Source organism: Enterobacter cloacae complex sp. ECL411 (genome assembly GCF_021869665.1).
GTDB classification, from domain to species: domain Bacteria; phylum Pseudomonadota; class Gammaproteobacteria; order Enterobacterales; family Enterobacteriaceae; genus Enterobacter; species Enterobacter intestinihominis.
The window spans coordinates 301,238-314,149 of sequence record NZ_CP091486.1 but is presented as its reverse complement, the minus strand read 5'-3'; the positions used below and the strand labels follow the sequence as shown (position 1 = coordinate 314,149).

The window sequence follows — 12,912 nt, the reverse complement described above, 5'->3', positions numbered from 1 at the left end:
TTTCTCCCTCTTAATACAACGGCGATGCAGGCAAAAAGAGTTCCGTCAGTATTAACGGCTTGCCACTCAAACGAAGGCGGGAACGGCGCCCCCACAAATCGGCATCGCAACCAATTTCAATAAAATCACGGGTCAGTTCAGACGAGGTGAACAGATATCGCCCCAGCGGCGTTTTGCCGAGGCGTTGCAGTGCCAGCTCCGGCCCGGAAAGTGTAGACTCAGGAACCACCGTTCGCCCGGCAAGCCACGGCTCGCCATCCGCACAGAGTAAAATTTCACGCAGCCAGTAGCGTTCTTCCTGCGGCAGCAGCGGCAGCTCGCTGGCAATCTCCGCAGGCGAGACAAACCCTTCCTGAATCATCGTCACCGTGACCGTTTTACCCTGTTGCTCAAAACGTTTTGTCATGGAATCTTCCAGCAGCAGCCAGTCCAGCTGTTCCGGGTCAAGCGCAGGGATGTGGTCGAAATAGCGTAGCGCACGCAGCTGCGTTAGCGCGGGGTGTGACATGCCAGACTCTCCGATACATAACGTAAAAGCATTGTATCGCAGATTGGCAAAATGAGGACGGACAAACAGAATTTAACGATCACTATCGCAACAAAGGTGCAACTTAGCCAAAAAAAGTGCGCCCGCGAAGGCGCACCAAACGACTAACAAAATCAGCACTGTGGGGAGACGGTTACCCCTTGCCTTTTACACTGCTGATAAAGGTGGAACGGGCAGTGGTTGAACCTAAACGCTCGGCTTCATCAAGCAGTTTCAGCGCTTTATCGACATCGCCGTTTTTAACTGCCTGCTTGATGGCGTTGTTAAAGTAAGTTTCAGTATCGTTAAGCACCGGCTCGGCTTTTTTCGCCGGGGCCGGGGCTGCGGCTGGTGCTGCGGCTGGCGCGGCATACACAGGCGCGGCAGTATTACCCACCGTTACCGGACCCGGGCCAGATGAGCCAAACAGTGGGCCTACGAGTACGCTGGAGCTGCTGTTGGTTTTCACCTTCAGCTTAAGCAGGCCGTCGGTGGTATGGCGCGCAATCGGATCGGGAATATCGGGAATGGCGTTACCAACCCCTTTGGCATAGGCTTTTGCCGGATCGAGCAGAGTGGTGGTTTGCTGCAAATCTTTTTCAGTGGTGAAGACCAGTACGTAGAGCTTTTGCTGCCCGAGCGCCGGGGTCAGACGCATTACCCCTTCCAGGCGGTCCGCGCTCATTACACCCGGCTCTTGATAGGTAAAATAGCTGCTGGGGAAATAGGCGGAAGGCGTCATGTTCTGATCGAGGATCAGAACGTTCGGCGCAAAAACGCTGGTCTGTTTGTTAACTTCACTGGATAAAGTCAACGTTAGCTCACCGATATTAGCCGGTACGCTATAGGCGGCTACCGGCCCGGTAATGCCAGCCACATTGAGCTGTTGGCCACCTGTCGCAAGCTGTGTGCTCTGCGTTTTGGACTGATCCACCGGCGTCCAGGTTAATTGCTGTAGAGCGGCTGTCGGAATGGCAGGCGCTGCGCTGGTATTCTGCGGTACATAATTGACGTCAGCGAGCGTGACGCCAGGCACACAGGCCAGCAGACCCGCTGACAGGCACAGCGCGACGAGATTTTTCTTCATTTTCATTGTTATCACCTCAGAAAGCGTAAGCACTGCGGTGGCCAGGCAATAGCGCGCAGTACCTCAGGAATTGAGGGGCTTTCGCCCCCCAGATTACATCGTCAGATCAGGATGCGGTTACCACCAGATTTCCATCTGGGCGCCGAAGGAGAACTCATCGTCATCGCCGCGGCTGGTAGAGAATCGACCGTTACCGGTGGAGTCAGAGATCGCGTAACGGGTGGCATCGCCGTTACCGTTCTTCGCGTAGCCCCATTTCTCATCCCACTTCGCGTAGGTTGCGAAGACACGGATGGCCGGACGAGACCAGATGCTGTCGCCAGCCTGCCACTGTTGCGCCAGGGTGATTTTGTACTGGCTGTTGCGATCGCCGGTTTCCTGGGATTTGACGTTGTCGTAGCCCACTTCCAGCAGGGTGCTCATGATTGGCGTCCATTTGTACATCGGACGTACACCCACGGTCCACCAGTCACTCCCCTGGTTATCATCCATGTCGAGTTTCTGGTACATACCGACATACATCAGGTCCCACTTGTCGGCCAGGGTGATTGCACCGTGGTCCAGAATGCGCCAGAGGCTGCCGTTGTTATTAATCACATCGTTGGCGTAGTTGGTCGTCGTGCCATCAGGATTCGTGATGGTAAAGCTGGAAGAACCATAGGAACCCTGGCTCAGACCTTTACCCTGCGTGGTCATTGAGTCCATCGCATACTGCAGCACAAACTTGTTATAGCCTTTCAGCATGCTCTGGGTATGTTCAGCGGTGAACATCCAGCCATCTTTCGACGCGCCGTCGGCAAGATCATAGCCGTCGGTCGTGTTCGCGCGGCCATAATCCACACCCAGTTCCAGCACGCCGTCCGGGTTAGTTTCCAGGCCCGCTAAACGCACGTCAAATACGTCGTTCGCGGTATCTTTGGTACGGTCATAGATGTTCTGGCTGCTGAAGGCATAAGAACCGCCAGCTTCCTGGGAACGCGTCGCTGCCAGAGACAGTTTACCGAAGCCCAGATCGATGTTTTCAATACCGGCACCAGGACCAGAGATATCCCAGTAGTAGAAGTCGATCATGTGTACGTCATGACGCTGATAGAAGCGCTTACCGGCCCAGATGGTAGAGCCAGGCAGCCATTCAATCAGGTTTTTACCCTGCACGTTAGCTTCACGGAACGCCGGATCGGTACCTTCCCAGTCATTCTGCTGTGCCACGGAGTACGCTACGTTGGTGTCGAAATAGAAGCTCTTTTCGCCTTCTTTCCACACTTCCTGGCCCAGTTTCAGTTCGGCGTAGGTTTCACATTCGTTACCGAGACGGTATTTACTTTGTGCGCCTGTTGCCTGGAAACATTGTTGTTCACCGCCACTACCCGTCCAGCCGATACCAGAACGAGCATAACCATGGAAATCCACTGCCAGTGCCTGAGCAGACATTACGCCCGCTGCGACGGCAACTGCCAAAGGAAGTTTGCGCAGAGTAATCATTATTCTATCTCCTGAGATCATTGCTTTTCTTTGTAATTGGAATGCTTAAACGCCTGGCTCTTTGTGCAACCGACGACATGCAGTGCCATCCTCACGGAACAGATGGCAACGCTCTGGCGGCAAACCGATAGCGAATGTGGCACCCTCTTCTACCAACACCACGTCATTCTGGCGGTAGACCAGGTTCTGACGGATGGCGGGGATCTGGATATGAATCTGTGTTTCGTGACCAAGCTGTTCGACGACCTGAACTTCACCTTCCAGCGTCACATCAGCGATGTGGCTCGGCAGTAAATGCTCAGGGCGGATACCGAGGGACATATTGGCCCCCACCTGTACATTGGCGCTGTCGACCGGCAGCCAGACTTGCTGACGGTTTGGCAGCTCCACCTGTACCTGTTCGATTGCCGTCGCGGTCACTTTTACGGGCAGGAAGTTCATCTTTGGCGAGCCAATGAAGCCCGCAACAAAGCGGTCTGCCGGGTAGTGATACAGCTCCAGCGGTTTGCCCACCTGCGCCACGCGACCGGCGTCCAGTACCACGATTTTGTCGGCCAGCGTCATCGCTTCGACCTGATCGTGGGTGACGTAAATCATCGTGCGTCCAAGACGCTTGTGCAGACGGGAGATTTCGATACGCATCTGGACGCGCAGGGCGGCATCCAGGTTAGAGAGAGGTTCATCGAGCAGGAACACGCGCGGCTCGGCCACCAGCGTACGGCCGATCGCCACACGCTGACGCTGACCACCGGAGAGCGCCTTCGGTTTACGCTCCAGCAGATGTGCCAGCTGGAGCACTTCCGCCACCTGGGTGACGCGCTGGTTAATGGTCTCTTTTTTCGCGCCGGCCAGCTTCAGGCCAAAGGACATGTTCTCGGCAACGGAAAGATGCGGATAAAGCGCATAAGACTGGAACACCATGCCCACGCCGCGTTCAGCTGGCGGGATGTCGTTCATTCGGGTATCACCAATAAATAAATCGCCACTGGTGATGGTTTCAAGACCGGCAATCATACGCAGCAGAGTAGATTTACCACAGCCTGATGGACCAACGAACACCACAAACTCACCTTCGTGGATGTCCAGATTGATGTCTTTTGACACCACAACGTCGCCCCAGGCTTTCGTTACATTACGCAGCTGTACGCTCGCCATGCCCTTCTCCCTTCGTTACAACCTGTCACCGACAGAAACATTCAAGATAAGTTCACTATGCGTGTTCCATTACTTTCGTGAATCCTCCACCCCCCGGCTTTTTTATGGGGGAGGAGGCGGGAGGATGAGAGAGCAGGCTCTGCGACCGCAGCGGAGGGGCTGAGGCGAAAATCGTGAAGCGGCCTGCAAAATTCAGTGGGTTTTTATGTGCGCCAGCACTCATAACTTAAATTTATGTTACAGGGATCACACAAACAGGGGGTGGGGCGTAGGGACTGGGAGGATGGAAAGAGGATGTCAAATAAGGAGACTGAGTCACGTTGAACCACCTTATGTATCCACGAGCACATCACCAATAAAGGATGGCAGATATGAAGATCAAGACTGGCGCACGCGTTTTCGCATTGTCCGCCCTCGCAGCAATGATGATTTCCGCACCGGCTCTCGCCAAAATTGAAGAAGGTAAGCTGGTTATCTGGATTAACGGCGACAAGGGCTATAACGGTCTGGCCGAAGTGGGCAAAAAATTCGAGAAAGACACCGGTATCAAAGTCACCGTAGAACACCCGGACAAACTGGAAGAGAAGTTCCCGCAGGTTGCGGCAACCGGCGATGGTCCGGACATTATCTTCTGGGCGCATGACCGTTTCGGGGGCTACGCGCAGTCTGGCCTGCTGGCAGAAGTCACGCCAGACAAAGCCTTCCAGGACAAACTGTTCCCGTTCACCTGGGACGCCGTTCGCTATAACGGCAAGCTGATCGCTTACCCAATCGCGGTTGAAGCCCTGTCACTGATTTACAACAAAGACCTGGTGCCAAATCCACCGAAAACCTGGGAAGAGATCCCTGCTCTGGATAAAGAGCTGAAGGCGAAAGGTAAATCCGCTCTGATGTTCAACCTGCAAGAGCCGTACTTCACCTGGCCGCTGATTGCTGCCGACGGCGGCTACGCGTTCAAGTTTGAAAACGGCAAATATGACGTGAAAGACGTGGGCGTGGACAACGCGGGCGCGAAAAAAGGCCTGACCTTCCTGGTTGACCTGATTAAGAACAAACACATGAACGCGGATACCGACTACTCCATCGCGGAAGCGGCGTTCAACAAAGGCGAAACCGCGATGACCATCAACGGTCCGTGGGCCTGGACCAACATCGACAAGAGCAAAGTCAACTACGGCGTGACCCTGCTGCCAACCTTCAACGGCAAGCCGTCTAAACCGTTTGTTGGCGTGCTGAGCGCGGGTATCAACGCCGCCAGCCCGAACAAAGAGCTGGCGAAAGAGTTCCTCGAAAACTACCTGCTGACCGATCAGGGTCTGGATGAAGTGAACAAGGACAAACCGCTGGGCGCCGTTGCGCTGAAATCCTTCCAGGATCAGTTAGCGAAAGATCCACGCATTGCGGCCACCATGGATAACGCCCAGAAAGGCGAAATCATGCCGAACATCCCACAGATGGCTGCGTTCTGGTACGCCACCCGTACCGCCGTCATCAACGCGGCAAGCGGTCGCCAGACTGTTGATGCCGCGCTGAAAGATGCTCAGGGTCGTATTACTAAGTAAGTCTGAAAAACGGCGGGTGGCGCGTGCGCTTACCCGCCCTACGACTACGGCACGATCCGTAGGTCAGGTAAGCGCAGCGCCACCTGACGATAAGTTTCCACCGTTGTAGAGGAAGAACCCCATGGATGTCATTAAAAAGAAACGCTGGTGGCAAAGCGACGCACTGAAGTGGTCAGTGATAGGTCTGCTGTGTCTGCTGGTGGGTTACCTTGTTGTTTTAATGTACGTGCAAGGGGAATACCTTTTTGCCATCATGACGCTGATTTTAAGCTCGGTTGGCCTGTATATTTTCGCCAACCGTAAAGCGTATGCCTGGCGCTATGTCTACCCCGGTGTTGCCGGGATGGGGCTGTTTGTCCTCTTTCCGCTGATCTGCACCATCGCGATTGCCTTTACTAACTACAGCAGCACCAACCAGCTCGCGCAGGAGCGTGCCACCCAGGTGCTTCTGGATCGTTCTTATCAGGCGGGTAAAACCTTTAACTTCGGCCTGTATCCTGCGGGAGATGAATGGAAGTTAGCGCTCACTGACGGTGAGAGCGGCAAAAACTATCTTTCCGACGCGTTCAAATTTGGCGGCGAGCAGAAGCTGGTCTTAAAAGAGGCCGCGGCCCTGCCAGAAGGTGAACGTGCCAACCTGCGTATCATCACTCAAAATCGCCAGGCGCTGACCCAGCTCACCGCTGTGCTGCCCGATGACAGCAAAGTAACCATGAGCTCGCTGCGCCAGTTTTCCGGCACGCAGCCGCTTTATACTCTGGCGGATGACGGCACGCTGACCAACAACCAGAGCGGCGTAAAATACCGCCCGAACAACGATATCGGTTTCTATCAGTCGGTGAATGCCGACGGCAGCTGGGGCGACGACAAGCTCAGCCCGGGCTATACCGTTACCATCGGCTGGGATAACTTTACCCGCGTGTTTACCGACGAAGGCATCCAGAAACCGTTCTTCGCCATCTTCGTCTGGACGGTAGTCTTCTCCATCCTGACCGTGATCCTGACCGTGGCCGTGGGCATGGTGCTGGCCTGTCTCGTTCAGTGGGAGTCCCTGAAAGGAAAAGCGATTTACCGCGTGCTGCTGATTCTGCCGTACGCCGTGCCGTCGTTCATCTCGATTCTGATTTTCAAAGGGTTGTTTAACCAGAGCTTCGGTGAAATCAACATGATGCTGAGCGCGCTGTTCGGCATCAAACCGGCCTGGTTCAGCGACCCGACCACCGCTCGCACGATGATTATCATCGTGAACACCTGGCTCGGTTATCCGTACATGATGATCCTGTGCATGGGGCTGCTGAAGGCCATCCCGGATGACCTGTACGAAGCCTCGGCGATGGACGGCGCGGGTCCGTTCCAGAACTTCTTCAAAATTACCCTGCCGCTGCTCATTAAGCCGCTGACGCCGCTGATGATTGCCAGCTTCGCCTTTAACTTTAACAACTTTGTGCTGATTCAGCTGTTGACCAACGGCGGTCCGGACCGTCTCGGCACCACCACGCCGGCAGGCTATACCGACCTGCTCGTTAGCTACACCTACCGTATCGCCTTCGAAGGCGGCGGTGGCCAGGACTTCGGACTGGCGGCGGCGATTGCCACCCTGATCTTCCTGCTGGTGGGCGCCCTGGCGATCGTGAACCTGAAAGCTACACGTATGAAATTTGACTAAGGAGGGCACTGAACATGGCAATGGTACAACCCAAATCTCAGAAACTGCGCCTCCTCGCGACGCACTTAGGCCTGCTGATTTTCATCGCGGCGATCATGTTCCCGCTGCTGATGGTTATCGCCATCTCCCTGCGTTCGGGGAACTTCGCCACCGGGAGCCTAATCCCGGATGAAATCTCCTGGGAGCACTGGAAACTCGCGCTGGGCTTCAGTGTGGAACACGCGGATGGCCGCGTCACTCCCCCGCCGTTCCCGGTGCTGCTGTGGCTATGGAACTCGGTAAAAGTGGCGACCATCACTGCCATCGGCATCGTGACGCTCTCCACCACCTGTGCTTACGCCTTCGCCCGTATGCGTTTTCCTGGCAAAGCGACCCTGCTGAAAGGGATGCTGATTTTCCAGATGTTCCCGGCGGTGCTGTCACTGGTGGCGTTGTATGCCCTGTTTGATCGTCTGGGCCAGTACGTGCCGTTTATCGGCCTGAACACCCACGGCGGCGTGATCTTCGCCTATCTTGGCGGCATCGCCCTGCATGTGTGGACCATCAAGGGCTATTTCGAAACCATCGATGGTTCACTGGAAGAAGCCGCCGCGCTGGATGGCGCCACCCCGTGGCAGGCGTTCCGTCTGGTGCTGCTGCCGCTGTCGGTGCCGATTCTGGCGGTGGTGTTCATCCTGTCGTTTATCGCGGCGATCACCGAAGTACCGGTCGCCTCTCTGTTACTGCGCGATGTGAACAGCTACACCCTGGCCGTCGGTATGCAGCAATACCTCAACCCGCAAAACTACCTGTGGGGCGACTTTGCCGCGGCGGCCGTACTCTCTGCCATCCCGATTACCGTGGTGTTCCTGCTGGCCCAGCGCTGGCTGGTCAACGGCCTGACGGCGGGCGGTGTGAAAGGTTAAGTTTCATCTGTTATGCCACTGCAACCCTCAACTTTAGACGTATTGTATTGAACCAACTTGTGACTGTTGTTAGGCGCTCTTCGGAGCGCCCTTTTTTTATTCGCGTTTCAGCCGCTTTGAGTTGCACAGCCAGAGGGTGATCACCAGCAGCAGGATCGCCGCCGAGTAGATCAGCACGTCGAGCGGGGATTTATGATCGACGATGATCAGCCGCACAATGGCGGTGATGCCAATATAGACAAAATAGCGCAGCGGGAAGTGAAAGCCGGACTGAAAGTACTTCACAATCAGGGCGATAAATTCAAAGTAGAGAAAGTAGACCACCAGGCCTTCCACCAGCGCGTATTTGCTGGTTTGCTCAGGTGCGAACAGCACATCCGCCAGATGCACCGTCTCTTTACCCAGAAACACGACCAGGATCAGGCCAAGGCTCAGCAGACCGAGGTTCAGCACGGTCTGGAGTATCGTTGAGATAAACTCAACACGCGGACGAGTCAGGGATGTCATACAGCACCTCATTCTCCAGGGCGAGGTTCCTGTATAACGCAAAAATGTGACGGGGATCTATATTTTTTGTTTATGTTTTGTCCATATGAACATTCTTGCCGGGCGGCACTGCGTTTGCCCGGCCTACAAAAATACTTTCGTAGGCCCGGTAAGCGCAGCGCCACCGGGCAAACAAGCATCAGCGGAAGTTAATGTTCTTATCGCTGGTCATATCATACAGCTGGAACTTACGTCCAAGCTGCTGACCGCCGTCGCGCGTCAGCGGCGTCCAGCCCACTGCCGCACGGCTGCGGGTTGGGCCTGACGAGAACAGATCCAGCGGAATCGACACGTACACCCCTTTGGTGAAGTCCCCTTCCCCGTACTCGTCTGGCGAAACGTTGGTGATGGTGGCATAACCGCCTACCACAACGCCGCTGTCGAAGTGTTTGGAGATATCCAGCGTGCCGCCCTTATCGCCCGCCAGGTACTGCCCGACGCTGGCTTTCACCAGCACATCCTGTGCGAACGACGGCGTCCAGTAGGCGGTCAGGTGGCCGGTTTTGACACTGTAGTCGGTGAACTTCATCATGTCCTGCGCGCTGCGCCAGTCACGCTGTTTCACGTAGTTGGCATCAATCCCAAACGCCCAGTTACTGTCGACGGGACGATAAAGCACCTCCGCCCCCGCGCCGCCGAACATGGTTTCCAGATAGCCACCGTAAACCTGGCCGTAGAAGCCGTTACCGAAGTACTGGAAGTAGTTGGCCTGCAGGTTATTCACGTAGATATCGTTCTGCACATATTCGCGAACGCGGGTACGCACGCGCGGCAGTTTTGAATCGTTCGGCGGGTTGGTGTAGTTAAATTTGTCGTAGTTGTTGGCAAGGTTGCCGAACAGACTACCGGTGGTCAACAGGTGGTCGGTCACCCACAGATCCGCCGTCGCCATCGCGCCCAGCTGATACATGTAGAAGTTTTCCGGCCCACCCACGGACTGGTTCAGCACCGGATCGATATGGAAATCGAAGCGGGATTTATCGATATACCAGCCCTGCTCGGTGCTCTCTGGCACCACCGGCTCAACGCGTTTTTGCACCAGCTCGGTTTCATGTCCCAGCGGTTCGCCTTCAAGATGACGTTTAAGGCTGGCAACATCGGTTTCAGTGGTGACCTGCGGCAGGTTGAGACGGTTCTCCGTCACGCGGATCGTGCGGATCCCCTCCGGAAGATCGTTCATGACGATCCGGTTGGCGCGCTCGATCCCTTCGCGGGAGTCGCGGTATTTTACCTGCTCGCCGGTGACGTACAGCGTATCGCCTTTGGTCTGGATCTTCGGATCCGCCAGGCCTGCGTTATATTTCAGCAGCGTCAGCTGGTTCGCTACCACGGAGTGCTGAATGATCGCATCCTGCGGCTCCGGCTGGTATTTGGGCCGCGGGTTATCATTGTAGCGCGGCCGCATGTCGTTAAAGTTGGTGCGCAGCGTAAAGCCAAACATCAGGGTATTACCGCGCTCATAGCTGAGGTTAACGTCGGCCCAGTCGGTGACGCGGTAAATGGCGCCGACGTTAAACTTGCTCTTCTGCTCAATCTTGCCGGCAAAATCTTCGCTGTAGTTATTGCCTTCGTACTCCAGCTTCAGGCGCAGCGGCTGCCATGGCGTTTGATACTCTACGCCTCCAAACAGCGAGGCCGGGCCGTGGAACATCTGGTCACCGTTGATGGAACCCGCTTTTTTGTAGCTGTTATCGCGGTAGCAGTATTTGTCGCTGTAGGTACAGAACGGGTTGGTTACGTTGCCGCTGGTGCCGAGGTAGCCCCAGCCAAGACCCAGCGAGAAATCAAACGGTCCCCAGGCTTTGCTGGCAACGATGTATTCCGCATCAAACAGGCCGGTCCCGCCAATGTCTTTCGCCCCGACGGAGACCTGCGGCATCCAGTAGCTCTCTTCCCACAGGCGCAGCTTCACGTCGAAGGCTTTGTCTTTATAGGTCTGATCGCCGGAGAAGGCGTCCACGCTGCTGTACTGTTTTGTACGCACGTCGGTGTAGCGCAGCGTGGTCTCCAGCCAGGGGAACAGCTGCACGGACGCAGAGTAGTAACGGTACTGATCGTTATCGCGATAGTTAAGGCTGATTTCCCCCTCGCGGGCCATACGCGCGGTCGGGGTTTGCAGTAAGCCCACGCCGCCAAAATCGGACTGCGACGGGCCGATGGGTGCCGGATACGTTTCTGCATGACAGGCGGCACTCACGCACAGTGCAAGCATGCTGTAGAGATAGGTTTTTTTCATTATTCCGGTATCCGCTGTATCAGGGAGCGAAGGATATCGGCATTAAGCCCGTCATACGCTTTCGTCCAGAAATGGTCGGCAAAACCGACAAAAATGATGCTGCCTGGCATAGGTTCTATATGGCGTTTATTCCAGTAAGCCACCGGCGCTTTTTGCGTATGCCCGTCCGGATAGACCACCCAGGCATAGCTGTTATCCGCACCGCTGAGCAAGCTTTGCTCGTCGAGATAGCTCACGACGTCCCGGCCCGGCGTAAACGACTTTTTGCCAGGGCTGCTGATAAGCCCCATCACGGTGACGGTGGAAGGCTGAGCCGGCAGCCACAGGGTATAGTCCCCTTCCAGCGACGGATTGCCGTTTTCGGCGACGCGCACCTCATCCGGATCGAGATTCACCTTCTGGCGACCCGTCACCTTAACCGCCTGAAGCTGCTGACACAGGCTAGTAATGGCCGCGGCATCGTCAGCATCTTCCTGTTGTGCCAGCCCGCTCAGTCGGGCGAGCAGCGCCTGATGTTTTTGTTCCGCTACAATCGTCGCCTGACGCTCGCTGATAACCGCCCCGGTCCACCAGCTTTTCGCCAGCCTCGGCTGCCCCACCAGATCGAGCAGATGCCCGGCATTAGTTAAGGTTTTAGGTTTTTCGCTGTCCGGGGTGTAGACCTGTACCGTTCCCGCAGACCACGCCAGCGGCGAGGCCAGGCTGGCGAGAAGCGCAACGTGAATGAACATTTTCATGATTTCGCCGCCTTGATCAGGGTGGTCTTCACCGGGAAGAAACCGGCACCGAGATACTGTAAGGACTGGCGGATTTGCCCCTCTTCGTCCACCCAGAAGCGGTTATGCCAGGTGGCCTGATCGGTTGTCACCTCTTCATCCAGCACGCGCACCTGCGTTTCGTCGCTGCCCACTTTGACACTGTCCGTACCGTCCCAGCGGAAGGTGGAGCGGGCCGTGGCGTAGCGCACCTGTTTGTGCTCGGTCCAGCCCATCGTGCGCGTCCAGCTTGTGCCATCGACAATCTGATTCGGCTTGATGAGCGGATCTTCAGCCAGGTTGTTCACCTCAAGCAGGTTGTCGCCGCCGAGCAACGTTTTCACGATGCGGGAATGCTGCGTCACGATGGTGGCCTGATCCTGCGTCACCCATTTCTGCTGCCCGTTTTCATCGAAAGCGAGCACCACAAACAGTTGCGGACCATCGTTTAGCTGCATGTACTGGCTGGCATACGGCATGTTCTGAAGTTCGTCATCGGTCAGATGCACGCCCGGCGTGCCGAACATGCTGTCCCACAGTGAGTGGCCCAGCCCTTTGGTGGTAGCTGAGCACGCCTGCAACAGCAGGCAAATCAGGATGATTGCAGGTCGCTTCACGACTCTTCTCCGAAGGGGCGAAATAACCACACCGAAGTGTGGTTATGATTAAAACACCCGGTATTACTGGGTGCTGGTCGTCGTAGTGGTCGTGGTTCCGGTATTGGAGCCATCACCGCCACCGGTTGCCGCCAGCGCGACACCCACGGCTGAACTTACGGCGCTGGTGCTGGCTGCGGTAGAACTCCCCGCAGACGCAGACGTCGCTGCCGACCCTGCTGCTTCCCCGACCTGGACCGGAGCTGCATAGACAGACGTCGCCGCAAGCGCAGATATGGCAAAAATGCCATACAGTACTTTCTTCATAACAATTTCCCTTCAATGAATGAATGGAGATTTGCCCGAAAAGAAATTCAGGCGGATTCGAGTATACAC

At 55.9% G+C, this 12,912-nt stretch carries 12 protein-coding genes; 3 read left to right on the top strand and 9 right to left on the bottom strand.

Features of this window, described 5'->3' with window-relative positions:
• Window positions 1-10: 10 nt before the first annotated feature.
• The 4 genes from ubiC to malK form a co-directional block, all read right to left on the bottom strand.
• On the bottom strand, window positions 11-508 hold the full coding sequence (gene ubiC, locus L3069_RS01505; protein ID WP_022646736.1) for a chorismate lyase: 498 nt from the start codon (window positions 506-508) through the stop codon (window positions 11-13).
• 172 nt (window positions 509-680) lie between these two features.
• Window positions 681-1,619, bottom strand: coding sequence for a maltose operon protein MalM (gene malM / locus L3069_RS01500; protein ID WP_022646735.1), 939 nt, complete (start codon window positions 1,617-1,619; stop codon window positions 681-683).
• A gap of 111 nt (window positions 1,620-1,730) precedes the next feature.
• Window positions 1,731-3,098, bottom strand: coding sequence for a maltoporin (locus L3069_RS01495; protein ID WP_038416970.1), 1,368 nt, complete (start codon window positions 3,096-3,098; stop codon window positions 1,731-1,733).
• 42 nt (window positions 3,099-3,140) lie between these two features.
• Complete coding sequence (malK, locus tag L3069_RS01490; RefSeq protein ID WP_003860329.1) at window positions 3,141-4,250, bottom strand: maltose/maltodextrin ABC transporter ATP-binding protein MalK; 1,110 nt, start codon at window positions 4,248-4,250, stop codon at window positions 3,141-3,143.
• A 371-nt stretch (window positions 4,251-4,621) separates the two neighbouring features.
• Here malK and malE point away from each other — a divergent pair, with 371 nt between their 5' ends.
• From malE to malG, 3 genes are all read left to right on the top strand, one after another.
• A complete protein-coding gene (gene malE, locus L3069_RS01485) occupies window positions 4,622-5,812 on the top strand; it encodes a maltose/maltodextrin ABC transporter substrate-binding protein MalE (protein ID WP_022646733.1) in 1,191 nt (396 codons plus the stop codon).
• Between the two features lie 121 nt (window positions 5,813-5,933).
• Window positions 5,934-7,478, top strand: a complete 1,545-nt coding sequence (malF, locus tag L3069_RS01480; RefSeq protein ID WP_038415066.1) for a maltose ABC transporter permease MalF — start codon at window positions 5,934-5,936, stop codon at window positions 7,476-7,478.
• A 14-nt stretch (window positions 7,479-7,492) separates the two neighbouring features.
• Window positions 7,493-8,383 carry a maltose ABC transporter permease MalG gene (gene malG, locus L3069_RS01475; protein ID WP_003860332.1) on the top strand — a complete coding sequence of 297 codons (891 nt, stop codon included), beginning with the start codon at window positions 7,493-7,495 and terminating at the stop codon, window positions 8,381-8,383.
• Between the two features lie 96 nt (window positions 8,384-8,479).
• Here malG and psiE read toward each other — a convergent pair whose 3' ends face one another.
• The 5 genes from psiE to yjbE form a co-directional block, all read right to left on the bottom strand.
• Window positions 8,480-8,890: a phosphate-starvation-inducible protein PsiE gene (gene psiE / locus L3069_RS01470; protein ID WP_000202963.1), complete on the bottom strand. Its 411-nt coding sequence runs from the start codon at window positions 8,888-8,890 to the stop codon at window positions 8,480-8,482.
• Between the two features lie 178 nt (window positions 8,891-9,068).
• Window positions 9,069-11,165: a YjbH domain-containing protein gene (locus tag L3069_RS01465; RefSeq protein WP_023299084.1), complete on the bottom strand. Its 2,097-nt coding sequence runs from the start codon at window positions 11,163-11,165 to the stop codon at window positions 9,069-9,071.
• Window positions 11,165-11,902: a capsule biosynthesis GfcC D2 domain-containing protein gene (locus L3069_RS01460; RefSeq protein ID WP_100167818.1), complete on the bottom strand. Its 738-nt coding sequence runs from the start codon at window positions 11,900-11,902 to the stop codon at window positions 11,165-11,167. The genes L3069_RS01465 and L3069_RS01460 overlap by 1 nt, the downstream gene beginning before the upstream one ends.
• Window positions 11,899-12,537 (bottom strand): YjbF family lipoprotein, encoded by a 639-nt coding sequence (locus tag L3069_RS01455; protein WP_038415065.1) that lies wholly within the window; start codon window positions 12,535-12,537, stop codon window positions 11,899-11,901. Before L3069_RS01455 ends, L3069_RS01460 begins: the two co-directional genes overlap by 4 nt.
• A gap of 63 nt (window positions 12,538-12,600) precedes the next feature.
• Window positions 12,601-12,843 carry an exopolysaccharide production protein YjbE gene (gene yjbE, locus L3069_RS01450; RefSeq protein WP_003860341.1) on the bottom strand — a complete coding sequence of 81 codons (243 nt, stop codon included), beginning with the start codon at window positions 12,841-12,843 and terminating at the stop codon, window positions 12,601-12,603.
• Window positions 12,844-12,912: the final 69 nt, after the last annotated feature.